The organism is Amycolatopsis sp. NPDC114504 (assembly GCF_055633595.1).
Genome location: NZ_JBVKDU010000006.1, coordinates 1 through 26657, shown reverse-complemented (window position 1 = coordinate 26657; position 26657 = coordinate 1). Strand labels below are relative to the sequence as shown.

23 protein-coding genes are annotated in these 26657 nt (G+C 71.4%); 12 read left to right on the top strand and 11 right to left on the bottom strand.

Features of this window, described 5'->3' with window-relative positions; genetic code table 11:
• Positions 1-41: 41 nt before the first annotated feature.
• A complete protein-coding gene (locus ACZ7PG_RS41780; protein WP_470244751.1) occupies positions 42-1487 on the bottom strand; it encodes an MFS transporter in 1446 nt (481 codons plus the stop codon).
• 148 nt (positions 1488-1635) lie between these two features.
• Here ACZ7PG_RS41780 and ACZ7PG_RS41775 point away from each other — a divergent pair, with 148 nt between their 5' ends.
• Positions 1636-2100 (top strand): hypothetical protein, encoded by a 465-nt coding sequence (locus tag ACZ7PG_RS41775; protein WP_470244750.1) that lies wholly within the window; start codon positions 1636-1638, stop codon positions 2098-2100.
• A gap of 38 nt (positions 2101-2138) precedes the next feature.
• Here ACZ7PG_RS41775 and ACZ7PG_RS41770 read toward each other — a convergent pair whose 3' ends face one another.
• Positions 2139-2633 carry a carboxymuconolactone decarboxylase family protein gene (locus ACZ7PG_RS41770; RefSeq protein ID WP_470245677.1) on the bottom strand — a complete coding sequence of 165 codons (495 nt, stop codon included), beginning with the start codon at positions 2631-2633 and terminating at the stop codon, positions 2139-2141.
• A 125-nt stretch (positions 2634-2758) separates the two neighbouring features.
• On the opposite strand from ACZ7PG_RS41770, the gene ACZ7PG_RS41765 reads away from it, so the two are divergent.
• Positions 2759-3223 (top strand): MarR family winged helix-turn-helix transcriptional regulator, encoded by a 465-nt coding sequence (locus ACZ7PG_RS41765; RefSeq protein ID WP_470244749.1) that lies wholly within the window; start codon positions 2759-2761, stop codon positions 3221-3223.
• Here ACZ7PG_RS41765 and ACZ7PG_RS41760 read toward each other — a convergent pair.
• Both ACZ7PG_RS41760 and ACZ7PG_RS41755 read right to left on the bottom strand, forming a co-directional pair.
• A complete protein-coding gene (locus tag ACZ7PG_RS41760) occupies positions 3220-3636 on the bottom strand; it encodes a cupin domain-containing protein (RefSeq protein WP_470244748.1) in 417 nt (138 codons plus the stop codon). The genes ACZ7PG_RS41765 and ACZ7PG_RS41760 overlap by 4 nt on opposite strands.
• A 14-nt stretch (positions 3637-3650) precedes the next feature.
• On the bottom strand, positions 3651-5138 hold the full coding sequence (locus ACZ7PG_RS41755; RefSeq protein WP_470244747.1) for an AMP-binding protein: 1488 nt from the start codon (positions 5136-5138) through the stop codon (positions 3651-3653).
• Between the two features lie 31 nt (positions 5139-5169).
• Between ACZ7PG_RS41755 and ACZ7PG_RS41750 the strand changes: the two genes are divergently transcribed.
• Entirely contained in the window at positions 5170-6306 is a 1137-nt protein-coding gene (locus ACZ7PG_RS41750; RefSeq protein WP_470244746.1) for an acyl-CoA dehydrogenase family protein, read from the top strand.
• 40 nt (positions 6307-6346) lie between these two features.
• Positions 6347-7294 carry an SDR family NAD(P)-dependent oxidoreductase gene (locus ACZ7PG_RS41745; protein ID WP_470244745.1) on the top strand — a complete coding sequence of 316 codons (948 nt, stop codon included), beginning with the start codon at positions 6347-6349 and terminating at the stop codon, positions 7292-7294.
• Here ACZ7PG_RS41745 and ACZ7PG_RS41740 read toward each other — a convergent pair.
• Positions 7291-8451, bottom strand: coding sequence for an aminotransferase class V-fold PLP-dependent enzyme (locus ACZ7PG_RS41740; RefSeq protein WP_470244744.1), 1161 nt, complete (start codon positions 8449-8451; stop codon positions 7291-7293). The two genes, ACZ7PG_RS41745 and ACZ7PG_RS41740, sit on opposite strands and share 4 nt — an antisense overlap.
• Positions 8452-8497: 46 nt before the next feature.
• On the opposite strand from ACZ7PG_RS41740, the gene ACZ7PG_RS41735 reads away from it, so the two are divergent.
• On the top strand, positions 8498-9127 hold the full coding sequence (locus ACZ7PG_RS41735; protein WP_470244743.1) for a GntR family transcriptional regulator: 630 nt from the start codon (positions 8498-8500) through the stop codon (positions 9125-9127).
• Complete coding sequence (locus ACZ7PG_RS41730) at positions 9124-9876, top strand: metallophosphoesterase (protein ID WP_470244742.1); 753 nt, start codon at positions 9124-9126, stop codon at positions 9874-9876. Before ACZ7PG_RS41735 ends, ACZ7PG_RS41730 begins: the two co-directional genes overlap by 4 nt.
• A gap of 4 nt (positions 9877-9880) precedes the next feature.
• Here ACZ7PG_RS41730 and ACZ7PG_RS41725 read toward each other — a convergent pair whose 3' ends face one another.
• Complete coding sequence (locus tag ACZ7PG_RS41725) at positions 9881-10585, bottom strand: hypothetical protein (RefSeq protein WP_470244741.1); 705 nt, start codon at positions 10583-10585, stop codon at positions 9881-9883.
• Between the two features lie 147 nt (positions 10586-10732).
• Between ACZ7PG_RS41725 and ACZ7PG_RS41720 the strand changes: the two genes are divergently transcribed.
• From ACZ7PG_RS41720 to ACZ7PG_RS41710, 3 genes are read left to right on the top strand one after another with little or no spacing between them, the layout of a single operon-like run.
• Positions 10733-11155, top strand: a complete 423-nt coding sequence (locus ACZ7PG_RS41720; protein ID WP_470244740.1) for a hypothetical protein — start codon at positions 10733-10735, stop codon at positions 11153-11155.
• A 13-nt stretch (positions 11156-11168) separates the two neighbouring features.
• Positions 11169-11678, top strand: coding sequence for a hypothetical protein (locus tag ACZ7PG_RS41715; protein WP_470244739.1), 510 nt, complete (start codon positions 11169-11171; stop codon positions 11676-11678).
• On the top strand, positions 11675-12955 hold the full coding sequence (locus ACZ7PG_RS41710; RefSeq protein WP_470244738.1) for a hypothetical protein: 1281 nt from the start codon (positions 11675-11677) through the stop codon (positions 12953-12955). Before ACZ7PG_RS41715 ends, ACZ7PG_RS41710 begins: the two co-directional genes overlap by 4 nt.
• Here the strand turns inward: ACZ7PG_RS41710 and ACZ7PG_RS41705 are convergent.
• From ACZ7PG_RS41705 to ACZ7PG_RS41685, 5 genes are read right to left on the bottom strand one after another with little or no spacing between them, the layout of a single operon-like run.
• A complete protein-coding gene (locus tag ACZ7PG_RS41705; RefSeq protein WP_470244737.1) occupies positions 12945-14561 on the bottom strand; it encodes a CocE/NonD family hydrolase in 1617 nt (538 codons plus the stop codon). The genes ACZ7PG_RS41710 and ACZ7PG_RS41705 overlap by 11 nt on opposite strands.
• A 50-nt stretch (positions 14562-14611) precedes the next feature.
• Positions 14612-16003 carry an aspartate ammonia-lyase gene (gene aspA, locus ACZ7PG_RS41700; protein ID WP_470244736.1) on the bottom strand — a complete coding sequence of 464 codons (1392 nt, stop codon included), beginning with the start codon at positions 16001-16003 and terminating at the stop codon, positions 14612-14614.
• Positions 16003-16923, bottom strand: a complete 921-nt coding sequence (locus tag ACZ7PG_RS41695) for an asparaginase (RefSeq protein ID WP_470244735.1) — start codon at positions 16921-16923, stop codon at positions 16003-16005. The genes aspA and ACZ7PG_RS41695 overlap by 1 nt, the downstream gene beginning before the upstream one ends.
• Positions 16920-18341: an amino acid permease gene (locus ACZ7PG_RS41690; protein ID WP_470244734.1), complete on the bottom strand. Its 1422-nt coding sequence runs from the start codon at positions 18339-18341 to the stop codon at positions 16920-16922. Before ACZ7PG_RS41690 ends, ACZ7PG_RS41695 begins: the two co-directional genes overlap by 4 nt.
• Entirely contained in the window at positions 18338-18985 is a 648-nt protein-coding gene (locus ACZ7PG_RS41685) for a FadR/GntR family transcriptional regulator (RefSeq protein ID WP_470244733.1), read from the bottom strand. Before ACZ7PG_RS41685 ends, ACZ7PG_RS41690 begins: the two co-directional genes overlap by 4 nt.
• Positions 18986-19544: 559 nt before the next feature.
• On the opposite strand from ACZ7PG_RS41685, the gene dnaE reads away from it, so the two are divergent.
• The 3 genes from dnaE to ACZ7PG_RS41670 all read left to right on the top strand — a co-directional run bounded on the left by dnaE (position 19545) and on the right by ACZ7PG_RS41670 (position 26298).
• Positions 19545-23129 carry a DNA polymerase III subunit alpha gene (gene dnaE, locus ACZ7PG_RS41680; RefSeq protein WP_470244732.1) on the top strand — a complete coding sequence of 1195 codons (3585 nt, stop codon included), beginning with the start codon at positions 19545-19547 and terminating at the stop codon, positions 23127-23129.
• 73 nt (positions 23130-23202) lie between these two features.
• Positions 23203-24684 (top strand): MFS transporter, encoded by a 1482-nt coding sequence (locus tag ACZ7PG_RS41675; RefSeq protein WP_470244731.1) that lies wholly within the window; start codon positions 23203-23205, stop codon positions 24682-24684.
• 420 nt (positions 24685-25104) lie between these two features.
• On the top strand, positions 25105-26298 hold the full coding sequence (locus tag ACZ7PG_RS41670) for a low temperature requirement protein A (RefSeq protein ID WP_470244730.1): 1194 nt from the start codon (positions 25105-25107) through the stop codon (positions 26296-26298).
• Positions 26299-26657: the final 359 nt, after the last annotated feature.

Sequence of the window (26657 nt, the reverse complement as noted above, 5' to 3'; positions counted from 1 at the left end):
TCGGTGCGGCAACACCCGGGCGGACCGCCGGCCGGCCGTGCTCATCCGACTTTCGCCGGCTCCGGGACGGCCGTCTCCGTGCGGCTCATCGTCCACACCAACAGCGCCAGCCCCGCGAACAGGACCGCCGCGATCACGCCCGTCACGTTCACCGCCGTCGTGAACGCCTCCTTCGCCTGGTCCGCCACCTCCGGGCGCGTCACGTCCGCCGCCAGCGTCGTTCCGGCCGGGAACACCCCGTGGTAGACCGCCGTTGCTGTCAGGCCGATCAGGGCCAGGCCCAGTGAGCCGCCCAGGTAGTTGCCCGTGTCCGCCATCGAGGCCGCCGAGCCCGCTCGCTCCGGTGGGACCGCACCCATCACCAGCCCGATCCCCAGCGCGAACAGCGGGCCCGTGCCCAGCGTCAGCACCGCGATCCCCAGCATCACCAGCGGCAAGCCGTCCGTGAAGGCCAGCAGGACGCCACCGCAGGAAGAGACCACCAAGCCGCCTGCGATCGCCGTCGCCGGGGTTGTCCAGCGGGTCAGGGACGGCGCCGTCATCGTGCCCGCCGCCACGCCCAGGCCCATCGGCGCGAACAGCAGCGCCGACAGCAGCGGCGAATACCCCAGGACGCTCTGCAGGTACTGCGTCACCAGCAGCCCGACACCCGCCATCGCGACGCCGGCGACCACCAGCGCGACCAGCACCGCGGTGAACGGCCGGTTGCGGAACAGCCGCAGGTCCAGCAGCGGCGACGACGTCGTCAGCTGGCGGCGGGCGAAGACGGCGCCGAGCGCGGTCCCGGCGCCGATCGCGGCGAGGGGCACGAGCAGCTCCCCGATGGTCAGCTGCTTGAGACCGAACACGATCAGCAGTACGGCGGCCAGCGAAAGCCCGACGCCGGCGAAGTCGAGCCGTCCGGACGCCGGCGCGCGGAACTCCGGCAGCAGGACCGGGCCGGCGGCCAGCAGGAGACCCATCGCCGGGACGGCGACCAGGAAGATCGAGCCCCACGCGAAGTGCTGCAGCAGGAACCCGGCGAGCACCGGGCCGGCCGAGCCGCCCGCGAACTGGCACGTCGCCCAGATCGAGATGGCCTTCCCGCGCTGCTTCTCGTCGCGGAACATGTTCGTGATCAGGGCCAGCGTCGACGGCATCAGCGTCGCCCCGGCGACCCCGAGCGCGCCGCGGACCACGATGAGCATCGCCGGCGTGGTGGAAAACGCGGCGACGACCGACAGAGCCGCGAAGGCGCCGCCGCCGATGAACAGCAGCCGGCGGCGGCCGATCCGGTCGCCGAGGGTGCCCATGGTGATCACGAACCCGGCGACGACGAAGCCGTAGCTGTCGGTGATCCACAGCTGCTCGGTGGCGCTCGCCCCGAGGTTGGCGCTGAGCTGCGGCAGCGCGAGGAACAGCGAGGTCATGTCCATCGCGACGAGCAGGGTGGGCAGCACGAGCACGATCAGCCCCAGCCACTCCCGCCGTCCGGCCGGCTTGTCCATGTCGACTCCTTCTCGGTGGTGTGGTCACCGGGGGGTCGGAGCCGGTCGCGCGGGCCGGACACGGCGGGAGTGAGACCTGGGTCACATAAACCTCCGGGGTCTCGCGCGCGAGTAGTCGGCGACAAGCGCGGACGTGAAGGGGTCATCGATGAATCGGAAACTGCGCGCACTGTTCCTGGGCCTGGCCATGGCCGGCGGTCTCGTGGCCGCCACCGGCACGGCGAGCGCCGGGCAGGTGGGCGACTCGACGACGTTCGACGTCGGGTACGGCTACGGCACGAACGGCTCGTTCACCTGGTGGAACCGGGTCGCGGAAGTGCAGGGCAACGTCCACATCTCGGATTGGCGGATGAGCGGGGACGCGAACCCGGTCATGATGATCAACATCGTGTTCGACGCCATGCGCGGCTCCACCAAGATCGCGTCGGAGGGTCGCACGGTGACCTTCGACGACTACCCGCGCGGGGTCCGGTCCATCCACTTCAACCTCGGCGACCCCAACCTGGTCGGCGGCTTCGACCGGATCCGGATCACCCGGTGCTCGTACCTCCAGGACACCCACGGGCTGCCGCCGGACTGCTACGTCCTGGGCAACTTCTCCCGGCCGTTCTGAGTGCTCGGAGCAGGGGCCGCCGGTGACGGCGGCCCCTCTCACGCCGCATGCCACTCGTGCGCGGCGAAAGCCTCGTCCAGCGGGGCGTCGGTCAGGCGGTTCGCGAACGTCGACAGCGTGTACGTTCCGATGCCCAGCACCACCTCCAGCGCGTTCCGGGTCGTGTAGCCGGCGTCGGTGAACGCGGTCAGCTCGGCCGGCGGGACGTCGCCCGTCGTGTCCATGACCGTCAGGACGAACCGCCGCAACGCCTCGAGCCGCGACGAAGGAAGCGAAGACTGCGCCCGCAGTGCCGAAACCAGCTCCGGTGCGGCGGACAAGCCCTGCAGTGCAGCCGTGTGCATCGCCACGCACAGGTGACAGCCGTTGCGGGCCGACACCGTCATGACCAGCACTTCGCGGTCCAGTGCCGGCAGCGTCGTGGACTCGAAGAGCGCGTTGAGCTTCAGGAAACCGTTCAGCAGTTCGGGTGACGTCGCCATGCGCGCGACGGCGGCCGGGACGCGGCCGAACTTCTTCGCGGTGGCCGCCATCGCCGGGCGGGCGGCGGGAGGTGCAGACTCCGGGGTGTGATCGGGGAACAAGACGTCTCCAGACGTAGTATCGACAACGTGGTTGTCGAAACAGTAAACCTGGTTGTCGAAAAGGGCAAGAGGCAGTGACCGACGCGCCCGGCTACGAGCTGCCCTTCCTGCTCTTCGGCGGCTTCCGCACGCTCATCGACCGCCTCCACGCCGAGCTCGCGCGTCGCGGGCACCCGGACGTCCGCCCGTCCTACGGCTTCGCGATGCAGGCCATCGGCGTCCAGGGCGCGACGGCGTCGGAGATCGGCCGCCGGCTCGGCGTCTCCAAGCAGGCGGCGGGCAAGACGGTCGAGCGGCTCGAGACGCTCGGGTACGCCGAACGCGCCGACGACCCCGAAGACGCGCGGCGCAAGATCGTGCGGCTCACCGCGCACGGCGTCGACGCGCTCACGAAGTCCGCGGAAATCTTCGACGACCTGCGCAAAGACTGGGCCCGCACGGTCGGTGCCGAGCGGATGAGCGCGCTCGAGACCGACCTGCGCGCGGTCGTCGGCCCGGCGGCCTACCGGCTCGACGCCGCCGGCTGGTTCAGCAGCTAGAAGCCGCAGCCGGGGTCCGGCGCGTCCTCCGAGAGCGGGCTGCCCGCCGGGAGCACGTACAGGACTTCCAACACCAGCGGCGTCGTCCCGAGGTTGCGGCCGATGTGCACCTGGTCGGGCTTCTCGGTGAACGCGCGGCCGGTGCCGAAGACGCCGTCGAGGCTGCAGTCGGCGAGGTTGTGCGTCAGCGTCCCGGCCTTCACGTACGCGTAGAGCGTGCCGTCGTGGAAGTGCCAGCCGGTGTAGCCGCCGGGCTGGATGGTGATCTCCCGCAGCGTGTAGTCGGTGTGGCCGATGGTCTTCTGGGCCAGGATCGTGCCGGCGACGCCGCTGCCGGGCGTCGCGGACGCGGTCCCGGACAGCAGCGTGACGGCCAGCGCGGTCGTGGCGAAGAGCGTGACGGTCTTGCGCATCGGGCAGTTCCCCCTCAAGTCTTGCGCAGGGTGCGCCGCATCATCTTGCCCGATTCGGTGCGCGGCAGGCGATCGGTGAAGTCGAACCGCTTCGGCGTCTTGAACCCGGCCAGCTCGCCGCGGCAGTGCTCGGCCAGCCGCTCGGCGAGGGAGTCGTCCGCGACGACACCGGGCACCGGCTCGACGACGGCGACGACCCGCTGGCCCCATTCCTCGTCGGGCTCGCCGATCACCGCCGCGTCGGCCACGTCCGCGTGCGTGAGCAGCCGCGCTTCGATCTCGGCCGGGTAGATGTTGACGCCGCCGGAGAGGATCAGGTCGGTCCGCCGGTCGAGCAGGAAGACGCGGCCTTCGGCGTCCCGGTACCCGAAGTCGCCGACGGTGATGTACTCCCCGGACCGGCCGGCCGCGGTCTTCTCCGGGTCGCCGAGGTAGTCGATCGCGGTGTGGGCCGAACTGAACCAGATCGTGCCCGGCTCGCCGTCGGGCACCGCGGCACCGTCGTCGTCGAGGATCTTCAGCCGGACGCCGGTCAGCGGCCGGCCCACGGTTCCCGGCGCGGCCAGCCACTCCGACGCGGTGACGCCGCAGATCAGGCCCTCCGACGCGCCGTAGTACTCGTGCACCACCGGGCCGAGCCAGCCGATCATCCGCTCCTTGACCTCGCGCGGGCAGGGCGCCGCGCCGTGGATCACGCTCACCAGGCTCGACGTGTCGTACCGCGCGCGGACGTCCTCGGGCAGCCGCAGCATCCGGTGGAACATGGTCGGCACCAGGTGGGTGCCGGTGACGCGGTGCCGCTCGACCAGCCGGAGCGTCTCCTCCGCGTCGAAGCGGTCCATCAGCACCGCGCTGTGCCCGAGGTGCATCGCGTTGACGGCGAACGAGCCCGGCGCGGCGTGGTAGAGCGGGCAGGCCACGAGGTGCACGCCCGGCCCCGGCTCGACGTCGAACGCCGCCAGCAGATCGCGGTGGATCGGGTGCAGCGACGGCGGTTTCCCGCTCAGCGCGCGCCGTACGCCCTTGGGCCGGCCGGTGGTGCCCGACGTGTAGAGCATCGTCTGGCCGGCGGTCCGCGGCTCCGGCGGCGTCGACGGCTCGTCCTCGCCCCAGGCCGCGTAGTCGCCCCAGCCCTCGGCCGGGCCGACCGAAAACCGGGGCACGTCGAGGTCGCAGCCGCGCGCGATGTCCGCGTCCGCGACGACGACCCGCGCGCCGCTGTTCTCGACCACGTAAGCGATTTCGGCGGGGGAGGACCGGTAGTTGACCGGGGTGAAATACATCCCCGCCTGCAGCGTGGCGAACAGCAGCTCGAAGTAGGGGAGTCCGTTGTGGACGATCGCGACGACGCCGTCGCCCTCGCCGAGGTCCAGCCGGCGCAGCGCGTGCGTCAGCCGGTTCGCCCGCGCGGCCAGCTCGCCGAACGTCGCGGGCGTGCCGTCCGGCGCGAGCACCGCGAGGCGGTCCGGGTGCTGCTCTGCCACGTCGAAGAAGGTGCTCACCCGCCGCACGCTACCGGGTACGGTGCGACGCATGGACGCGGAGCTTTTCGGGCAGGTGCTCGGTGCGGTGCGGGACTTCGTGCGCAAGGAGGTCGTGCCGCGCGAGGCGGAGATCGACGAGCGCGACGAGATCCCGGCGGAGATCCGGGAGAAGGCCGCCGAGCTGGGCCTGTTCGGCTGGGCGTTGCCCGAGGAGTACGGCGGCCTCGGCCTCGGCATGGCCGAAGACGTCCGGCTGGCGATCGAGCTCGGCCACACGACGCCCGCGTTCCGGTCGCTGTTCGGCACCAACAACGGCATCGCCGGCCAGGCGATCGTGCACTACGGGACGCCGGACCAGCGCACCCGCTGGCTGCCCCGGCTGGCCGCGGGGCAGGCGATCGCGTCGTTCGCGCTCACCGAGGCCGAAGCCGGTTCGGACCCGGGCGGGCTGACCAGCCGCGCGGTCCGCGACGGCGACCGCTACCGGCTGTCGGGCACCAAGCGGTTCATCACCAACGCGCCGCTGGCCGAGGTCTTCGTCGCGTTCGCGCGCACCGACCTCGAGAGCACCGGCAGCCGCGGCATCTCGGCGTTCCTGGTGTGCGCGGGCGCGGACGGCGTCACGGTCGGCCCGCACGACGCCAAGATGGGCCAGGCCGGCGCGTGGACGTCGGAGGTGGTCTTCGACGACGTCGAGGTGTCCGCCGACGCGCTGATCGGCGAGGAGGGCAAGGGCTTCGGCATCGCGATGGCCTCGCTCGCCCGCGGCCGGCTGCACATCGCGGCCCTGTGCGTCGGCATGGCGGAACGCGCGCTGGCCGAAGCCGTCGAGTACGCGCGGACGGCGCGGCAGGGCGGCCGCGTGATCGGCGAGTACCAGCTCGTGCAGGCGCTGCTGGCCGAGTCGCACGCCGAGCTCGCGGCCGGCCGCGCGATGGTGCACGAAGCCGCCGCGAAGTACGACTCGGGCGAGGACCGCAAGCTCGGGCCGTCGTCGGCGAAGCTGTTCTGCACCGAGATGCTCGGCCGCGTCGCCGACCGCGCGGTCCAGGTGCACGGCGGCATGGGCTACGTCCGCGGCGTCACGGTCGAGCGGATCTACCGCGACGCGCGGCTGTTCCGGATCTACGAAGGCACCAGCGAGATCCAGAAGCTCGTCATCGCGCGGCAGCTGCTCAAGGACTGAGCTTGCGCTGGAGTTCACTCCAGCTCTTACTGTCGGGGACATGACCACCGCACAGCACAAGATCGGCTCCGGGTTCGGGGACGGGAGCACCGCGGCCGAGGTCGTGGCGGGCCGCGACCTGACCGGCAAGCTCGCGATCGTCACCGGCGGCTACTCGGGCATCGGCCTGGAGACCACGCGGGCGCTGACCGCCGCGGGCGCGCACGTCGTCGTCCCGGCAAGGCGCCGTGCCACGGCGGAGGAAGCGTTGCGGGGCTTCGACAACGTCGAGATCGACGTGCTGGACCTCGGCGACCTCGGCAGCGTCCGCGCCTTCGCCGAGCGGTTCCTCGCTTCCGGGCGCGGGATCGACATCTTCATCGGCAGCGCCGGGATCATGGCGTCGCCGGAGACGCGCGTCGGGCCGGGCTGGGAAGCGCAGTTCGCGACCAACCACCTCGGGCACTTCGCCCTGGTGAACCGGCTCTGGCCGGCGTTCACCCCGGGCGCCCGCGTCGTCTCGGTGTCCTCACGCGGGCACCACTACGGCCCGGTCCGCTTCGACGACCTCGAATTCCGGCAGGGCTACGACAAGTGGCTCGCCTACGGCCAGGCGAAGACCGCGAACGTCCTCTTCGCGGTCCAGCTCGACAAGCTGGCGCGCGACCGCGGGGTCCGCGCGTTCGCCCTGCACCCGGGCCGGATCCTGACCGAGCTGGTGCGGCATCTGGACCGTCAGGAGCTGGTCGACGCCGGCATGGTCGACGCGGAGGGCCGGGTCACCGGCGGCGCGAAGACCCCGGAGCAGGGCGCCGCGACGCAGGTCTGGGCCGCGACGTCCCCGCAGCTCGACGGCCTCGGCGGCGTCTACCTCGAAGACTGCGACATCGCCGAGCCCGCCCCCGCCGACGGCGGCCGCACGGGCGTCAAGGACTACGCGATCGACCCGGAGCTGGCCGAGCGGCTGTGGACGGTGTCGGCGCAGCTCACCGGCGTCAACGCCTTCTAGAGCTTTCCCACCAGCAGGTCGATCTCGTCCTCGGTGTTGTAGTAGTGCACCGACGCCCGGACCATGTCCGGCAGGTCGCGCGCGGTGAAGTCGAACTGGGCCGACGTCCGCGACGAGATCGACGTGTTGATGCCCGCTTCCGCGAGCCGCGCCTTGATCTCCTCGGCCGGGGTGCCGTCGACGCTGAAGGTGACGATGCCGCACTTGCGGGCGCCGGTGTCGTGCACGCGCGCCCCGGCTTCGGTGAGCCGGGTGCGCAGGGTCGCGGCCAGCGCGGCGACGCGCGTCTCGATGGCGGGCAACCCCCAGCCGAGCGCGTAGTCGATCGCCGCGCCGAGGCCGAACACCGCCGCGAAGTCGCGCTCCCACACCTCGAAGCGCTTGGCCGTCGGGTCGACGACGTACTCCGCCGGCGACTCCCAGCTCGCCGAGTGCAGGTCGAGCATCGCGGGCTCCAGCCGGTCGCGCAGCCGCGGGTGCACGTACAGGAAGCCGGTGCCGCGCGGCCCGCGCAGGTACTTGCGGCCGGTCGTCGAGAGCGCGTCGCACTTGAGGCGCGCGACGTCGAGGTCGACCTGGCCGGCCGACTGGCACGCGTCGAGCAGGTACGGGATGCCGGCCGCCTCGGCGACCGCGCCGATCTCCTCGGCCGGGTTGACCAGCCCGCCCTGGGTGGGCACGTGGCTGATGGCGATCAGCTTGACGTCGTCGTCGACGCGCCGCTTCAGCTCCTCGACGTCCAGCTGCCCCGACTCGTCGTCGCCGATCACCTCGACGACGGCGCCGGTGCGCTTCGCGACCTGCAGGAACGCGATGGCGTTGCTGGCGTACTCCGCGCGGGACGTGAGGATCCGGTCGCCGGTCTTGAACGGCAGCGCGTAGAACACCGCCTGCCACGAGCGGGTCGCGTTGTCGGTGATCGCGATGTCGTCGGGCTCGCCGCCGACGAGCCGCGCCGCCGACGCGTACACCGCGTCGAGGCGATCCGACGCCTCGGCGGCCGCTTCGTACCCGCCGACCAGGGCTTCGTGACGCAGGTACGCCACGACCGTGTCGGTCACGACGGCCGGCGGAAGGGCGGAGCCGGCGTTGTTGAAGTGGACCACTTCGGCGCAGCCGGGCGTTTCACGGCGGGCGCGGTCGACGTCGAAGGTCATGTGAACTGAATACAGTAGCGGCCTTCTGTATGCAATACTGCCCGCCATGGCCCGGACCCCGCTGCGCAGCGACCTCACCGAGGAGATCACCGCCCGCGTGCTCGACGGGCGGCTCGCCGCCGGCGCCCGCGTCAACGAGGTGCACCTGGCCCGCGAGCTGGGCGTCAGCCGGACGCCGCTGCGGGAGGCCCTGATCGGGCTCGCCGACCGCGGCCTGCTCGTCTCCGCGCCCGGCCGGGGGTTCCTGGTGCCGCCGTTCGACCTCGACGAGGCCCGCCGCCTCTACCCCCTGGTCGCCGAGCTCGAAGCGCTCGCCCTGCGCTGGACGTCGCCGCTCGAGCTGGCCGGGCTGCCCGACGCGCTCGACGCCGTCGCCGACGAGATGAGCGCCGCGCCGACCGGCGCCGATCTGTCCGAAGTGGACGAACGCTGGCACGCGCTGCTGCTGTCCCGCTGCCCGAACCCGCACCTGCTGCGGCTGATCGAGCAGACGAAGCCGCTGCTCAAGCGGTACGAATCGTGCTACTTCGGCGGGGCGGAGCGCGCCGGGGAGAGCATCGGCGAGCACCGCCGGATCGCCGCCGCCCTGCGCGACGGCGACCTGCCCGCCGCGTCCGCGGTGCTCGTCCGCAACTGGGTGAAAGCACTGGCGTACCTGGGGAAGGACGAAAGATGATCATCGCGCACCTGAGCGACCTGCACCTCGACGACGAGCCGCGAGCCGAAGAGCGCGTCGCCGCGGTGATGGCGTACCTCGGCGGGCTGGCGGTCGACGCGGTCGTCGTCACCGGCGACATCGCAGACCACGGCGCGGCGTCGGAGTACGCGCGCGCCGCCGAGCTGCTGAAGCACCCGGCGCCGGTGCTGGTGTGCCCGGGCAACCACGACGTCCGAGCGGCGTTCCGCACGGGACTGCTGGGGCTGCCGGCTTCCGACGACCCGATCGACGTCGCCCGGGAGGTCGACGGCGTCCTGTTCGCGCTGTGCGATTCGACGATCCCGGGCCGCGGCGCGGGTTTCCTGGCCGACTCGACTTTGGCGTGGCTCGACGAGACGCTCTCCGGCGGCGACGGCCCGGCGTTCGTCGCGTTCCACCACCCGCCGGTCGAGGTGGGTGTCCCCCTGGTGGACGCGATCCGGCAGTCGGGCGAGGACCGGCTGGCGGCGGTGCTGGACCGGCACCCGCGCGTGGTGGCGCTGCTGGCCGGGCACGTGCACACGGGCGCGTCGACGATGTTCGCCGGCGTGCCGCTGCGGATCGCGCCCGGCGTGGTTTCGCAGTCGCTGCTGCCGGTCGAGCCGGGTGCCGGGCGCGGCTGGGACGAAGGTGGCCCGCTGGACTACGAGCGGCCGCCTTCGCTGCTGCTGCACGTCCTGCACGACGACGGCCGGGTGACCAGCCACCAGCGGATCGTCCTCGGCTGACGGCTCAGCCGGAGATCTTCGCGTCGTAGACCGTGTTGCCGCACATGGCACCGCCGTAGCCGGTGACCTCCACGCTCCCGGAGACGTCGCCGCCGTCGACCGTCACGCTCAACCGCCCCGAGACCGGGAAGAACGGGCACGCCGCGATGCTCGACGACGTCGTGAAGAGGTTGCCGCCGGTGGCGGCCATGGACTCCACGGGTTCGACGTCGATCGTGTCGCCGTCCGCGTCGACGCTCGCCAGGTCGAGGTCCGCGGCGCCGGTCCCGGGGAGGCAGCCGGAGTTGGAGCCGAGCCGGATCGCGCCGGGCTGCGGCTGTGCGGCCGGGTTGCCGGAGACCAGGCAGACGTCGACCGGGTTGACGTCGTTCGTGGTGCCGGTCGAGGAAATCGTCTCGACGATGCGCAGGGTGGCGGACCGGCGGAACGAGTGGCCCGAGACCGAGCCGGAGAGCGTGACGTCGTAGGAGCCGGTGGTGCTCCGGCTCGCTTCTTCGGTCTCGGAGGTCGTGGTTTCCTCCTCGGTCGTGGTTTCCGCCGAGCTGGTCGTGGTCGTCTCGGCGGTCGTCGTCGGCGGTGTTTCGGTCGTCGACGGCGTTTCCGTGGTCGAGGAAGACGCCGGGCTCGCGACCTGCCGGACGCCGTCGCAGCCGGCGACGAGCACCAGCCCGGCGGCCAGCACGGTGATGATCTTTCGGTTGCCGATCAAGGGAAATCCTGACCTCGGGCGGTCCTGTCACCGGCGTAGACGGTGCGTGCCGCGAAGGCGTTACGGCGGGCTTGTAACGGCTTCGCCCGTGTGTGCGACTCCCGGACGGACACCCGGCCCGGGTGTCCGTCCACAGTGGAGGATCGGGTGCCGGGCGTCGTCCGCCGCGCGGGGTTCCGCGCGCTCGGGGTGGTCGCGGTCACCGCGCTGCTCGGGTTCGTGCTCCACCTGAGCCGGCCGGACGCGCCGGTGAGCGTGCCCGCGGCTCCGTCTCTCGCCGACGTCCCGGCGCGGGCGACCGACCGGCAGTGGGAGCTGAGCGGTGCCCGGGTGGGTGACGACGGAACCGGCTTCTTCACCGGCGAAATCACGGTGACGAACCGGGCGAGCCGGCCCCGGCCGGGGTTGTTCCGGCTGACGCTGTCGGTCGCGGGGACGAAGGTCGCGGACTTGGTCGGGCAGACCGGGTCGGCGGTCGCCCCGGGCGCGACGGTGCTGGTCGAACTGGGTCTCGGCGGCGAGTTCGTGCCGGGCCCGTACGCGGTGGAGTTCCACGAGGCGTTCGCATAGGAGGGTGGAGCGGGTGCACGACGAGGTCATCGGCTGGGCGGTGCGCGTGGCGGCGGTGGTGACACCGGACGAGGCGGAGCTGGTCCCGGCATTGACGACGGCGTACGTGACGGGTGGGGCATCCCGGCGGGAGTTGTTCGCGCGAGCGAACCCGGTCCCGGGCGGCTTCGACGTGACGGCGCCGATGGTGCTGTTCCCCCACGTACTGGCGGCGGTGACGTTGGCGGGCCCCGCGATCTGGGCGGCGTTGGGTGGCAACTTGAGCAGCGTCTCATCGTTGCTGAAGAACCTGGGCGACCTGTGGGACCGCCGCCACCGCGCGAAGCCGGCCGAGCCGGAGGAGCCGGGATCGCCGGAGCTGAGCAGGCTGATCGACACGATCATCGCGGAGCTGACGTCGGCGGGGGTGCCGCCGATCGAGAGCGAGGTCTTGACGTTCCGCATAGTCCGAGCGTTGATCGCGGATGGCGCGGGTACGAGGGCGTTTCTGGCGGCGGTGGCGCCGGAGAAGCAGAACCGGTGACGCCGGGGGAGCCGACTGGGGACGCGGGATCGATGGCCGGCGCCGCTGCTCTTGGGCCCGGCCCTGGCAGCCACCGACCCTCGCAGCGCGGCCCGGCGCCTCCCGCGCTGCCTTTCCCGCCGGCCGGAGCCGCTGGCACACCCGGCCCGCAGCCCCACCCCACACCGCCCGCCCTGCCGCTCTCCCCAGCCCCGCCCTGGCTGCTCTTCTGGTTCCTCACCGCCATCTGCTGGACCGCACCACGCCGGTTCCCCGCCTGGCGCGACACCCTCCTCGACCTCCTAGGCGCCACCCCGAACCCGGCCGCCGCGGTCCCCGGCAGCGACCTCCTCCGCGTAGCCGGCCTGGTCGACCTCGTCCCCGCCTTCGTCCTCCTCGCCGCCGTCGCGACCGTGGCCGGGGCAAGCGTCCGAGGGCGGCTCGTCGAACGGCGATACCGCCTCGGCGACGATCTCCGCACCCCCACCCTCGCCGCCATCGCCGCGTACGCCCGGGACTGGCTGCCCGAAGTCGAAGTGCGCGCCAACCTCCGGCGCACCGATCTGCTCGCCTTCGCCTACCTCCGCCGCCCGCGCCGGCCGCGGCTCGCCATCTTCGCGCCGCTCGTCGTTCTCTGGAGGCGTGACCGCCCTGCCGCCGAAGCCGTTGTGCGGCATGAACTCGCGCACTGCCGGCAGGGCGACACCCTGCTCGCCGGCGCCACCAGCCCGCTGGGGTTCGTCGTCCGGCACTGGTTCGGCCTCTTCGTGTGGACCGCCTTGGTACCCGTCGGGGCGGTGTGGTTCGCCGACGTCCTCGACGGCGCCCGGTACGCCCCCGCCGACCTCCTCGGCGGCCTCGGCCTGATGCTGCTCACCGCGCTCGGCACCCTGCTGGCCGCCGTCACCCTGCCCGTCGCCGGGGCCTGGAGCGCCGAGTTCGCCGCCGATCACGTCGCCGGCGCCGCCGCGGCCACCCGGCTCGGCACAACGAACCCCCGCCGCGTGACGGCCTCGCTTACCCACCCGCCGATGGCCCTGCGCCGTCGCCTGCTCGACGCCGGCCCGCGAGCCACGGCGCTGGCCGCCATCGCCTGCTACCCCGTGGGCTGGCTGGTCCAGCTCGGCTGGCTGCTGCTCGCCGCCAACGCCGCCTGGCTGCAGCTCGGCGAGTCCGGCACCGTCCGCGCGCTCGGGCTCTGGGCCGCCGCCGGCTGGCCGGTCTGGGCGGCGGCCGCCCTCTTCCTCGTTACCTGGCCGCTGCTGCGGCGGCCGTGGGCGCGCCTGGTCAGCCGGTGAACACCGGCAGCGTGATCTTCGACGGCCGGGCCGCGTCGTGGAACACCTCGAACCGGTTCGGCTTCCCGGTCACCGCCGACGTGACCGGCTCGTCCGTCCCGTGGTTGCGCGCGAAGCGCGGGAACGCCCCGCCCGCCACCTGGACGCGCAGCCGGTGGCCGCGGCGGAAGCGGTAGGCCGTCGGGTCCAGCGTCACCTCCGCCGTCACCACGCCGTCCGCGGGGAAGCCCGGCCGCAGCCGGAGGATCCCGTCGGTCACGTTGCGGGACACCCCGCCGGCGTCGACGTCGCACAGCCGGACGTAGACGTCGGCGTGCCCGATCTCCGTGCGCACGTGCACGGTCGCCGTCACCTCGCCGATGACGTCGAGGTCCGACGGCAGCGGCTCGCCGGTGAACACCAGGACGTCCGGCCGCGCCTCGACCTCCTGGTTGTCGCGCTGCTTCCATTCGCCCGTCAGCAGCGGCCCGCCGACCGCCGGTGTCGGGTCGGCCGGGTCGTAGGTGAACGTCGTGGGCAGCGCCTCGTCGCCGGCCCGTTCGCCGAGCCCGCCGATCGGCCGCAGGTGGGACGCGGTCGCCGTCGACGGCGGCGGCCACGACTCGAAGTCGAGCCAGGTGCCGGCGCCCTGCAGGAACAGCCGGACCGGGGCGCGCTGCAGGAAGGTCCGGTCGCCGAGCAGGTGCGCGCGCAGGAACCCGAGCTGGTCCCGGATCATCGGGCCCATGCTGCCGGGCTCGCCGTGCGCCCACGGCCCGATCGTCAGCCGCGGCGCCTTGCCCGCTTCGGACAGCGTCCGGAAGTCGCGCAGCTGCGAGCCGATGAACAGGTCGTACCAGCCGGTGACCATCGACACCGGGACGTCGAGCTTCGCGACTTCGGCGCTGTGGTCGGACATCGCCCAGTACTGGTCCTCGGGCACGAAGTGCTCGGTGATGTCCTGGAGGAACTGCACCGGCTTGCCGATCGCGGCGACGTCGGCGCGGCTCAGCGGCAGGAACGACATCGCCTTGCGCGTCTTCCGCTTCTGCAGCGGGTTGGGCAGCGCGGCGAAGCGCTCTTCCTGGCGGCCGATCATCGCCGACCACGACACCATGTTGTCCGCCGCGAGCACGCCGCCCGGGTAGAACGTCGAGACGAACTCCGACGCCGTGACGCCGAGGCACATCGCGGCCAGGGGCGGGTCGAGGTACGGGCCGACCGCCCACTGCGTGTGCCCGAGGTAGCTGGCGCCGGCCATCCCGATGGTCCCGTCGCACCACGGCTGCGCGCGCAGCCATTCGGCGGTCGCGACGCCGTCCTCGCGCTCGAGGTGGAAGGGCCGGAACTCACCGCCGGAGCCGAACGAACCGCGCGTGCTCTGGATGACCGTCTGCAGCCCGTGCCGGGCGAACGTGTCGCCGAAGAGCTTCGACAGGATGCCCTTGCGCCCGTACGGCGTGCGGATCAGCACCACCGGCGCCGACGTCGTCCCGGCCGGGGCGTACCGGTCGGCGAGCAGCGTGACGCCGTCGGCCATCGGTACGGTGAGATCGCGCGTCACGACCGGCTTCGGGCCTTCGGCGCGGGGGAGTCCGAGCATCTTGTCGACAAGTCGGTCCAGCACGGGCGCCCGCCTTCCGAAGTGGAGTAGGTCCTTCCGGATCCGACGGTACCTCAGTTCGCGCGGGCGAGCCGTTCCGGACGCAGCAGCTTCGCGAGCTCCTCGGCCGGGATCAGGCCCTTCTCGACGACGAGCTCGGCCACGCCCCGCCCGGTCGCCAGCGCCTCCTTCGCGATCTCCGTCGCGGCCGCGTACCCGATGCTCGGGTTGAGCGCCGTGACCAGCCCGATCGAGTTCTCGACGTAGGAGCGCAGCACGTCGACGTTCGCCGTGATCCCCGCGACGCACTTCGTCGCCAGCGTCCGGCAGGCCGCGCCCAGGTGCGTGATGCTCTCCGACAGCGCGTGCAGGATGATCGGCTCGAACGCGTTGAGCTGCAGCTGCCCGGCTTCGGCGGCCATCGTCACGGTGACGTCGTTGCCGATCACCTCGAACGCGACCTGGTTCACCACTTCGGGGATCACCGGGTTGATCTTCCCGGGCATGATCGACGACCCGGCCTGCGCCGGCGGCAGGTTGATCTCGTTGAGCCCGGCGCGCGGGCCCGAGGACAGCAGCCGAAGGTCGTTGCAGCTCTTCGACAGCTTGACGGCGATCCGCTTGAGCACACCCGAGAGGTGCACGAACGCGCCGCAGTCCTGGGTCGCCTCGACCAGGTCCGCGGCGGTGACGACCGGCAGCCCGGTGATCTCGCGCAGGTGGCGGCACGCGGCTTCGGCGTACCCCGGCGCGGCGTTGAGGCCGGTGCCGATCGCCGTGGCACCGAGGTTGATCTCGTGCAGCAGCGCGACGGCTTCACCGAGTCGCAGCCGGTCCTCACCGAGCATCACCGCGTAGGTGCCGAACTCCTGGCCGAGCGTCATCGGGACGGCGTCCTGCAGCTGCGTGCGGCCCATCTTCAGGACGTCGTGGAACTCGACGGCCTTGGCGGCGAACGCCTTCTCCAGCACGATCATCGCTTCCGACAGCTCGCGCACGGCGAGGATCGTCGCGACGTTGACCGCGGTCGGGTACGCGTCGTTCGTCGACTGCCCGAGGTTGACGTGCTCGTTGGGGTGCACGACGTGGTAGTCGCCCTTGGCGTGCCCGAGCAGCTCCAGCGCGCGGTTCGCGATGACCTCGTTGGCGTTCATGTTGGTCGACGTCCCGGCACCGCCCTGGATGACGTCGACGACGAACTCGCCGTGCAGCGCGCCTTCGCGGATCTCGCGGCAGGCTTCGCCGATCGCGTCGGCGATCTCGGGTGCCAGCAGCCCGAGTTCGGCGTTCGCGCGCGCCGCGGCCTCCTTGACCGCGGCCAGCGCCTCGATCAGGTGCGGGTAGGCGGCGATCGTGGTGCCGGTGATGGGGAAGTTCTCGCGGGCGCGGGCGGTGTGCACGCCCCAGTACGCGTCGGCGGGGACGTCCTTGTCGCCGAGCAGGTCGTGTTCGCGGCGGGTGGTCATCAGAGGCTCCCAGCGGAGGCGGCGAGTTTTCCGGTCACGCGCAGGTTTTCCGGCCCGGGCGGGACATCGGTCCCGCAGAGTTTCAGCGCCGCGGCCAGCACCGGCTGCCGGGCGCGGTCGCCGCCGTCGGCGATCTTGAACGCGATCGCCGTGCCGTCCGGCAGCGCGGCGATCTGGACGGCCTCGAAGCCGTCCTTCGCGATCAGCCCCGGCACCGCGCGCATGACGGCGGTGACGTCGCGGCGGCTGCCGCCGACCAGCTCCGGGTGCTTCCGGATCCCGTCGGCGACCAGGTGATCCGGCGTGCCGGGCGCGGCCGTGGCGATCTTCGCGACGGCGGTGGCGAGCCCCCGCAGCGTTGTCGCGAAGAGCGGGGCGCCGCAGCCGTCCACCGCTACCCGCTCGATGCCGTGCCCGGTCAGGTCCTCGACGGTGGCGGCGATCGCGCGCTGCAGCGGGTGGCCCGGGTCGAGGTAGCCGTCCGGGCCCCAGCCGTTCAGGTCGCAGGTCGCGAGCATCGCCGCGTGCTTGCCGGAGCAGTTGTGGGCGAGCCGGCTCGGCGCCCGCCCGGCCGCGACCCAGACGTCCCGCTCGACCGGGTCGTACGGGAAGTCGGCCGGGTTGCCCAGCGCGCCGGGGGAGCGTCCGCCGAGCACTTCGAGGGCGGTGTCGAGGTGCATCGGCTCGCCGGAGTGGCTGGCCGCCGCGATGGCGAACCCGGCGGGGGACAGGCGCAGCCCGAGCCGCGCCATCGCCGCGGCCTGCAGTGGTTTCGCCGTCGACCGCGGGTACATCGCGGCGTCCGGGTCGCCCGCGGCGAAGAGCGTCGTGCCGTCCGGGGCGAGCACGATCGCGGAGCCGTGGTGCACGCCCTCGACCATGCCGTCGCGGATCAGCTCGACCAGCGGTTCGTGGTTCACAGGCCCTCCTCGTCGAACGCGCGCATGTCGATCCGCTTGCGGGCTACGAACCAGCCCACGACCAGCGCGACGGCGATCGCGGGCAGCGCCAGCAGGGTGATCCGGCCGGTCTCGTCGAAGCCCATCAGCACGACGACCGCGGCGAGGAACACGAGCGTCGCGATCTCGGTGTACGGCGAGAACGGCAGCCGGAACGCGGGCCGCTCGAGGCGGTCCTGTTTGGTCTTGCGGACGAACAGCAGGTGACAGACCACGATGATCGCCCAGGTCGCCAGGATGCCGATCGCGGCGAAGTTGAGGACGATGTCGAAGGCCTCCTTCGGCACCAGGTAGTTCAGCCCGACGCCCAGCACGCAGACCGACGCCGTCAGCAGGATGCCGCCGTAGGGCACCTGGTTGCGGTTCATCACGCCGGTGAACTTCGGCGCCGAGCCGGCCTTGGCCATCGACCGCAGGATCCGGCCGGTCGAGTAGAGGCCGGAGTTCAGGCTGGACAGCGCGGCGGTGAGCACGACCAGGTTCATCACGCTGTCGGCGGCGGGCACGCCCAGGTGCGAGAGCACGGTGACGAACGGGCTCTGGTCCTTGGTGTAGGAGCTCCACGGCAGCAGCATCGCCAGCAGGACGACCGAGCCGACGTAGAAGACGAGGATCCGCCACATGATGGAGTTGATCGCCTTCGGCATGATCTTCTCCGGGTTTTCGGTCTCGCCGGCGGCGACGCCGACCAGCTCGACCGAGGCGTAGGCGAACACCACGCCCTGCACGATCAGGACCATCGGCAGCAGCCCGGTGGGGAAGATCCCGCCGTGCTCGGTGATCAGCTGCGGGCCGGGCACGCTGCCGTCGATCGGCGTCTGCGTCACCAGCAGGAAGATCCCGATCACCATGAACAGCACGAGCGCGGCGACCTTGACGATGGCGAACCAGAACTCCATCTCGCCGAACAGCTTCACCGAGACGAGGTTCAGCGTCAGGACCACGGCGAGCGCGATCAGGGCGAGCACCCACTGGGGGACCGGCGAGAAGAACGACCAGAAGTGCGCGTAGAGCGCGATGGCCGTGATGTCGGCGATGCCGGTGGTCGACCAGTTGAGGAAGTGCATCCAGCCGGCGACGTACGCGCCCTTCTCGCCCATGAACTCGCGGGCGTAGGAGACGAAGGCGCCGCTGGAGGGGCGGTAGAGGATCAGCTCACCGAGCGCGCGGACGACGAAGAAGGCGAAGAGGCCGCACACGGCGTAGACGATCGCGAGGGCGGGCCCGGCCTGGGCGAGCCGCCCGCCGGCGCCGAGGAAGAGCCCGGTGCCGATCGCGCCGCCGATGGCGATCATGTTCACGTGCCGCGGCTTGAGGGCCTTGCTGTAGCCGGCGTCGCCCGCGTCCGCAGGGGTGGCCGTGAGGGTCTTTTCGGTCACTGGTCCCCGTTCACGATGCTGGTGAGGGTGGCTTCGACGTGCGTGAGGTGCGCGGTCATGGCGGCGACGGCGTCCTTTTCGGAGCCGCTCGCGATGGCCGTGACGATGGCGCGGTGCTCGACGTTCGACTGCGCGCGCCGGTCGCCGAGCTGGTTGAGGAAGGCGGACTGGCGGGCCAGCGCGTCCCGGATCTCTTCGATCACCTTCCCGAAGACGGGGTTGCCCGAGGCCTGGGCGATGGTGATGTGGAAGAGCGAGTCGAGCGCGACCCAGGCGGTGTTGTCGGTCTCGGCGTCCATCCGCTCGACGAGGTGACCGAGCAGGTCGAGGTCGTCCTGGCTGCGTCTGACGGCCGCGTAGCCCGCGACCGGGATCTCGACGTGCCGGCGCACCTCGATGAGATCGCGGGCGGAGTAGGGCCCGAAGGTGGGGTTGTCGGCGGGCCCGGTGGCGGTGACGAAGGTGCCCTTGCCGGTCTTGGACTCGGTCATGCCGAGGGCCTGCAGCCCGCGCAGCGCTTCCCGGATGACCGACCGGCTGACCTCGAACTCCCTGCTCAGGGCCGCTTCGGAGGGAAGCTTGGCGCCGACCGGGTAGTCGCCGCGTTCGATGAGCCGACGCAGGTGGGCCAGCACGGCTTCCATGGCACTGACCCGCCGGGGACCACCTTGTCCGGCTGTCTGGCTGTCAGACAGGTTCATGCGGGGAATGCTCGGTTCCGGAGGGGCGGCTGTCAACGCGAGCCGGGGCGGCTGTGGCTGACCTCACCCGGCGCCTTCCTGGAGCGCGAGCTTCCGGCTACCGGCTGCAGCGTGATCATCGCTTGTCGAGCGCCTGGCCGTCCGGCTGCCTCGCCGGCGTTGGGCTGCGCCCCGGTATCCGCTACGAGGCCCAGGCGCGCGAGGCGGCCGCCGACCACCCGTTCGGGTGGCCGGGGTCTCACCGAGCCGAGTCCCGCGAGCGTCGGCCACCGGCCCCGGCACGCCGCGCCCCACCGCCGGCCGGCCGCCTCGGCGTCCCCGTGTCACCACCCGACAGCGCCCCGTCGCCACCGGCTGCAGCGTGATCATCACCGCCCGAATCGGTGGCGCGTCGTGCCGCCCGGTGCGGGCTCCGGAGGCGCACAATCGAGCCCGGCGAGTGCGGGATAGGCTGGGGGACCCGGGCGCGCCGGTCCCACTCACCAAGGGGAGGTTTTCGCTGGTGTCGAACGATTCTTTCGTCCACCTGCACGTCCACACCGAGTACTCGATGCTCGACGGTGCGGCGAAGATCGCCCCCCTCTTCGCGGAGGCGGCGCGCCTCGGCATGCCCGCCGTCGGCATGACCGACCACGGCAACATGTACGGCGGCGACGAGTTCTACCAGCAGTCGAAGAAGCACGGCCTCAAGCCGATCATCGGCATCGAGGCTTACGTCGCGCCGGAAAGCCGGTTCCACAAGAAGCCGGTCTTCTGGGGACAGTCGAACCAGCGCGGGTCCGACGAGCTGGGCGAGGGCGGCGACGTCTCCGGCGCCGGCGCGTACACCCACATGACGATGCTCGCGCAGAACGCGACCGGGCTGCGGAACCTCTTCAAGCTGTCCTCACTGGCCAGCATGCAGGGCTACTACCGCAAGCCGCGCATGGACCGCGAGCTGATCTCGGAGAACCACACCGGCATCATCGCGACCACCGGCTGCCCGTCCGGCGAGGTGCAGACCCGGCTGCGGCTGGGCCAGAAGGAAGCGGCGATCCAGGCCGCGTCCGACTACAAGGACATCTTCGGCGCCGACAACTTCTTCCTCGAGCTGATGGACCACGGCCTGCCGATCGAGCGGTCGGTCCGTGAGGGCCTCCTCGAGGTCGGCCGGCTGCTCGACCTCAAGCCGATCGCCACGAACGACTCGCACTACGTCACCAAGGACCAGGCCGACACGCACTCGGCGCTGCTGTGCGTCCAGGCCGGCAAGACCCTCAACGACCCGACCCGGTTCAAGTTCGACGGCGACGGCTACTACCTCAAGGCCGCCGCCGAGATGCGCGAGTACTGGGACAAGGAAGTCCCCGGCGCGTCGGACAACACGCTGCTGATCGCCGAGCGCGTCGAGTCCTACGACGACGTCTACGCGCACAAGGACCGGCTGCCGTTCTTCGAGGTGCCGGAAGGCTACGACCAGGGCGGCTGGCTGCGCGAAGAGGTCGCGAAGGGCCTCGCGTGGCGCTTCCCGGGCGGCCCGCCCGAGGGCTACCCCGAGCGGATCGAGAAGGAGCTCGACGTCATCATCGGGAAGGGCTTCCCGGCCTACTTCCTGATCGTCGCCGACCTCATCAGCTACGCCCGCCGCGTCGGCATCCGGGTCGGCCCGGGCCGTGGTTCGGCCGCCGGCTCGCTCGTCGCGTACGTCCTGGGCATCACGAACCTGGACCCGATCCCGCAGAAGCTGCTGTTCGAGCGGTTCCTGAACCCCGAGCGCGTCTCGATGCCCGACATCGACATCGACTTCGACGACCGCCGGCGCGGCGAGATGATCCGGTACGCGACCGACAAGTACGGCTCGGACAAGGTCGCCCAGGTCATCACGTTCGGCACCATTAAGACCAAGGCGGCGATCAAGGACTCCGCGCGGGTCCACTTCGGTCAGCCCGGCTACGCGATCGCGGACAAGATCTCCAAGGCGCTGCCCCCGCCGATCATGGCGAAGGACATCCCGCTCTCGGGCATCGTCGACTCGAAGCACGAGCGCTACGGCGAGGCCGCCGAGGTCCGCGCGCTGGTCGAGACCGACGAAGAGTGCAAGACGATCTTCGAGACCGCCCGCGGCCTCGAGGGCCTGATCCGCAACGCGGGCGTGCACGCCTGCGCGGTCATCATGTCGTGCGACCCGCTGACCGACGCGATCCCGCTCTGGCAGCGTGACGACGGCTCGATCATCACCGGCTGGGACTACCCGTCGTGCGAGGCCATCGGCCTGCTGAAGATGGACTTCCTGGGCCTGCGCAACCTCACGGTCATCGGCGACGCGATCGACAACATCAAGGCCAACCGCGGGATCGACATCGACCTCGACACCCTGGGCGTCGAGGACCCGGAGACCTACAAGCTGCTCGCCCGCGGCGACACGCTCGGCGTGTTCCAGCTGGACGGCGGGCCCATGCGAGACCTGCTCCGCCGCATGGAGCCCACGGTGTTCGACGACATCGTCGCGGTCGGCGCGCTCTACCGCCCCGGCCCGATGGGCATGAACGCGCACAACGACTACGCCGACCGGAAGAACAACCGGCAGAAGGTCAAGCCGATCCACCCGGAGCTCGACGAGCCGCTGCGGGAGATCCTTGCCGACACCTACGGCCTGATCGTGTACCAAGAGCAGATCATGCACATCGGCCAGAAGGTGGCCGGCTACACGATGGGCCGCGCGGACGTGCTCCGCCGCGCGATGGGCAAGAAGAAGAAGGAAGTCCTCGACCTCGAGTACGAGGGCTTCGAAGCCGGGATGAAGGCCAGTGACCTGGTCCCGGGCGGGTTCTCCGCCGAGGCCGTCAAGGCGCTCTGGGACACGATCCTCCCGTTCGCCGGCTACGCGTTCAACAAGAGCCACGCGGCCGCGTACGGCCTGGTCTCCTACTGGACGGCGTACCTCAAGGCGAACTTCACGCCCGAGTACATGGCCGCCCTGCTCACCTCGGTCGGTGACAACAAGGACAAGTCGGCGGTCTACCTGTCCGAGTGCCGCCGCCTCGGCATCAAGGTGCTCCCGCCGGACGTCAACGAGTCGGCCCTGCGGTTCGCGGCCGTCGGGGAGGACATCCGCTTCGGCATGGGTGCCGTCCGCAACGTCGGCGCGAACGTGGTCGAGTCGGTCATCAAGACCCGCGAGGAGAAGGGCAAGTACGCCTCCTTCATCGACTTCCTCGACAAGTCCGAGCTCGTGGCCTGCAACAAGCGGGTCATCGAGTCGCTGATCAAGGCGGGCGGGTTCGACTCGCTCGGCCACACGCGGCTGTCGATGATCCAGGTCCACGAAGACGCGGTGGAAGCCGTCGTCCCGCTCAAGCGCCAGGAGGCGATGGGCCAGTTCGACCTGTTCGGCTTCGGTGGCGACGAGGGCGAGGCGGCCCCGTCGTCGTCGCCGCTCGCGCACCTGAAGTTCGGCGAGGAGGAGTACCCGCGCAAGCAGCTGCTCGCCTACGAACGCGAGATGCTCGGCCTGTACGTCTCGGCGCACCCGCTGGACGGCGCCGAGCGGATCCTGCGCAAGCACGCCCCGAAGCCGATCGCCGGGATCCTCGCCGATCCGCCGCGAGAGGGCGAGATCGTCATCTCCGGGCTGATCACGGCGCTCGAACGGCGCGTCAACAAGAAGGGCGAGCCCTGGGCGATCTGCACGGTCGAGGACATGGACGCCTCCCTCGAAGTGCTCTTCTTCCCGAAGTCGTACGCGCTGTTCTCGAGCGAGCTGATCGAGGACAACGCGGTGCTCGTCAAGGGCCGGATCAACTGGCGCGAAGACAAGATGTCGGTCTTCGGCGGCGGCCTCGCGACGCTGGACCTGTCCGAGGTCGGCACGGGCAACGGCGACGACGAGCCGCCGCTGGTCCTGCTCGCCGCGGCGGAGAAGATCGACCAGTCGGTCGTGAGCGAGCTGCGGTCCACCCTGCTCGCCCACAAGGGTGAAACGATGGTCCACCTCAAGCTGGTGGGGCGGAACCAGACGGTGTTCGCCCTCCACGACTACCCGGTCAAGGTCAGCTCCATGCTGATCGGCGAGCTCAAGGGCATCCGCGGAATCACCGCGAGTACGTAGGTTCGGCGCGAAATGGGCGGGACCGCGGGCGGACAACGCGCGCGGCTCCCGCCCTTCGTGTTTGCTGGGCTCGATGACCCACGAACCCGACCCCCGCCGCTGGAAAGCACTCGCCGTCTCGCTGACGGCCGGGTTCATGGGGCTGCTCGACGTCAGCATCGTCAACGTCGCCCTGCCGTCGATGCAGTCGGGGCTGCACGCGAGCAGCGGCGGGATCCGCTGGGTCGTCTCCGGCTACGCGCTGGCGTTCGGGCTGGTCCTGGTCACCGGCGGCCGCCTCGGCGACGCGTTCGGCCGCCGGACCATGTTCCTCGGCGCGCTCGCCGCGTTCGTCATCACCAGCGCGCTGGCCGGGGCCGCGCCGAACGAGACGACGCTCGTGATCGCGCGGCTCGCCCAGGGCATGGCCGCGGGCCTGCTGACCCCGCAGAACACCGGGCTGATCCAGGACCTCTTCCGCGGCGCCGAGCGCGGCCGCGCGTTCGGGATGTTCGGTGCGGTCGTCGGGATCTCGACGGCGGTCGGCCCGATCCTCGGCGGCGTGATCCTCGCGCTCTTCGGCGCCCAGGACGGCTGGCGCTGGGTGTTCTACGTCAACGTGCCGATCGGCGTCGTCGCGTTCGCGCTGGCCCTGCGGCTGCTGCCGCGCAGCGAGAAGAAGCAGTTCCGGGTGCGCTCGGAGATCGACTTCCTGGGCATCGTGCTGCTCGCGGTCGCCGTGCTCGGCGTGCTGCTCCCGGTCATCGAGTCCGACGACGGCGGCCCGGCGCGGCTGTGGTGGATGTTCGTCGTCGCGCTGGTGGCCGGCTTCGCGTTCGTGCGCTGGGAGCGCTCGGTGGTCCGGCGCGGCCGGACGCCGCTGCTGGACACCCGGCTGTTCACCGGCACGCCGGGGTACGCCTCGGGGTCCGCGGTCGGCGCGCTCTACTTCTGCGGGTTCGCCGGGATCTGGCTGGTCTTCGCGATGTTCTTCCAGCAGGGCCTCGGCTACACGCCGCTGCAGTCCGGGCTGTCGGTGACGCCGTTCGCGCTCGGCTCGTCGGTGTCCGCGGCGGTCGCCGGGCGGTTCGTGCCGACCCTCGGCCGGCGGCTGACCGTCACCGGGCTGGCCATGGTCGCGGTGGGCCTGCTGGCCGTGGCGCTGCTGGCCGAGCTCGTCCCGCCGTCGGCGTCCGGGTGGGCGTTCGCGCTCCCGCTGCTGTTCGCGGGGGTGGGCGGCGGCATGGTGATCCCGCCGAACACGACGCTGACGCTGGAGTGCGTGCCGGTCCGGATGGCGGGGGTCGCCGGCGGCGCGCTGCAGACCGGCCAGCGGATCGGCACCGCGATCGGCACCGCCGTGCTCGCGTCGGTGTTCGGCGCCGTCGTCGGCGCGGGGATGGACTACCCGCTCGCGCTCACCGTCGCGCTGTGCTGCGCGGCCGGCCTGACGTGCGCCGCGCTGGCCCTCGCGATCGCCGAGCTGAGGGCGCGGCGCCACCGTGCGCAATCTTCCGACGAGGAACGCGAGGCCCGACGGACCGAGACGTCCGCCGCGGACGTCCAACGGGGCTGAGACACTACTTTCGGCAGATTAGCGATGCTCCATCCGAGTGACGAGCACGGAAAGACACTGGTGCTACGCAGAGCAACCGGGTAGATCTTATGGAGCCTTCACTGCGCGGCTTCGGCTACCGACAGTGGCAATCGGTCGGCCACCCGGGGATGGGGTGACCGGCACGAGCGATCGAGGCGTCCGGAGTACGAGGGAATGGACACACTCGGTCACCTTCCATCCAGTGAGTTGTCGGCGTCCGCGGGGGACCGTCCGGCACTCGCGGAAGGGATGCCCATCGGTGGCCGCCGGCGCGTGACGGCAGCGGGCGGGCCCGGGTGAGGGGGAACCGGGCCCGTCCGTTCTTCGTGTCGTGCTTCCGCCCGGCTCGTGATCATGTTGGGATGACCGCGTCCGACAGGCACGAGCGCAGGAGCTTCGATGACCGAGCAGCCGCCGCGGCCGGGGAGCGGGATCCGGGTCTGGTACCGGCCGATGCGATCGCGCGACAGCAGTGAGCACCACCGCGTCGCGACGCCCCTGGAACTGCTGTTCGACCTCTGCTTCGTCGTCGCCGTCGGCCAGGCCGCGACGTCGCTGCACCACGCGCTGGCCGAGGGCCACGCCGCCCACGGCGTCACGTCGTTCGCCATGGTGTTCTTCGCGGTCTGGTGGGGCTGGCTGAACTTCAGCTGGTTCGCTTCGGCGTTCGACACCGACGACGTCCCGTACCGGCTGGCCACGCTCGTGCAGATCGCCGGCGGGCTGACGGTCGCGGCCGCGGTGCCGCGCGCGTTCGACGGCGACTTCCGGCTGATGGTCGTCGGGTACGTGCTGATGCGGCTGGCGATGGTGTTCCAGTGGCTGCGGGCCGCGCGGTCGGATCCGGGGTGCCGGCCCGCCGCGCTGCGCTACGCGACCGGGATCGCGGTGGTCCAGGTGCTGTGGGTCTCCTACCTGTGGCTGCCGCAGGGAGTGCGGCTGGCCGCCTTCGTCGTGTTCGCGGTGCTGGAGATGGCCGTCCCGGTCTGGGCGGAGCGGCGGCAGGGGACCACCTGGCACCCGCACCACATCGCCGAGCGGTACGGCCTGTTCACCCTGATCGTGCTCGGCGAGGTGATCCTCAGCGCGACCAACGCGATCAAGGAGGGCACCGCCGAACCCGGGCACGTCGGTGCGCTGATCTCGCTGGCCGCGGCCGGGCTGGTGCTCGTGTTCTCCATGTGGTGGCTGTACTTCGACCGGCCGGGGCACGCGCGGCTCGTCCGCCGTCCGACCATGTTCACGTCGATGAGCTGGGGGTACGGCCACTACTTCATCTTCGCGTCCGCCGCGGCGGTGGGCGCGGGGCTGGAGGTGGCGGTCGCCTACGACACGGGTGCGCTGCACGACCTCGGCGGGGTGGCCGCGGCGCTGCCGACCACGCTGCCGGTCGCGGTCTTCCTGCTGAGCGTGTGGCTGCTGCACATCGGGCCGACCAACGAGTGCCGCCCGATCGCGATCGGCTTCCCGGTGACGGCGGTGCTCGTCGTCGCGGCGTCGTTCACGCCGGCGCCGATCCACGTCGCCGCGGCGCTGACGGCCGCGCTCGTCGCGCTGACGGTCGTCGCGACCCACGGGCAGCTCCAGTCGTAGCTCGCCGGATCGCTGTGCCGGATCGTCTTGCCGGATCGACGCAGGTCAGGGGCCCGGCGCGAATTAAGGGACCCCCCTGTGCGAGGCCGTTTCGGGGCATGTAAAGTTCTCCAAGTCGCCAGGGAAACCGGGCGGCCGCCGGGGCCACGAACCAAGCTCCCACGAAGGTGGTAGAGTGGGTGGTCCTGAACCGAGGTGGTAGCCTCGGAACAACAAAGCTTGAAACAAATGCTGAGGATAAGGTCGTGTAAAAGCGGCGCGATCCGAGGTGTGTTGCTTGAGAACTCAACAGTGTGCTAGTGAACTAAGCCAGTAGAGCTTATATAGAACCTCGTATGAGGTTCCTTTGAGAATGATTG

Bases quoted from the DNA above. Each gene is read 5' to 3' on its own strand.
- ACZ7PG_RS41780 (WP_470244751.1), bottom strand. From the start codon at position 1,487: ATGGACAAGCCGGCCGGACGGCGGGAGTGGCTGGGGCTGATCGTGCTC.
- ACZ7PG_RS41775 (WP_470244750.1), top strand. From the start codon at position 1,636: ATGAATCGGAAACTGCGCGCACTGTTCCTGGGCCTGGCCATGGCCGGC.
- ACZ7PG_RS41770 (WP_470245677.1), bottom strand. From the start codon at position 2,633: ATGGCGGCCACCGCGAAGAAGTTCGGCCGCGTCCCGGCCGCCGTCGCG.
- ACZ7PG_RS41760 (WP_470244748.1), bottom strand. From the start codon at position 3,636: ATGCGCAAGACCGTCACGCTCTTCGCCACGACCGCGCTGGCCGTCACG.
- ACZ7PG_RS41750 (WP_470244746.1), top strand. From the start codon at position 5,170: ATGGACGCGGAGCTTTTCGGGCAGGTGCTCGGTGCGGTGCGGGACTTC.
- ACZ7PG_RS41745 (WP_470244745.1), top strand. From the start codon at position 6,347: ATGACCACCGCACAGCACAAGATCGGCTCCGGGTTCGGGGACGGGAGC.
- ACZ7PG_RS41740 (WP_470244744.1), bottom strand. From the start codon at position 8,451: ATGACCTTCGACGTCGACCGCGCCCGCCGTGAAACGCCCGGCTGCGCC.
- ACZ7PG_RS41735 (WP_470244743.1), top strand. From the start codon at position 8,498: ATGGCCCGGACCCCGCTGCGCAGCGACCTCACCGAGGAGATCACCGCC.
- ACZ7PG_RS41730 (WP_470244742.1), top strand. From the start codon at position 9,124: ATGATCATCGCGCACCTGAGCGACCTGCACCTCGACGACGAGCCGCGA.
- aspA (WP_470244736.1), bottom strand. From the start codon at position 16,003: ATGACCACCCGCCGCGAACACGACCTGCTCGGCGACAAGGACGTCCCC.
- ACZ7PG_RS41685 (WP_470244733.1), bottom strand. From the start codon at position 18,985: ATGGAAGCCGTGCTGGCCCACCTGCGTCGGCTCATCGAACGCGGCGAC.
- ACZ7PG_RS41675 (WP_470244731.1), top strand. From the start codon at position 23,203: ATGACCCACGAACCCGACCCCCGCCGCTGGAAAGCACTCGCCGTCTCG.
- ACZ7PG_RS41670 (WP_470244730.1), top strand. From the start codon at position 25,105: ATGACCGAGCAGCCGCCGCGGCCGGGGAGCGGGATCCGGGTCTGGTAC.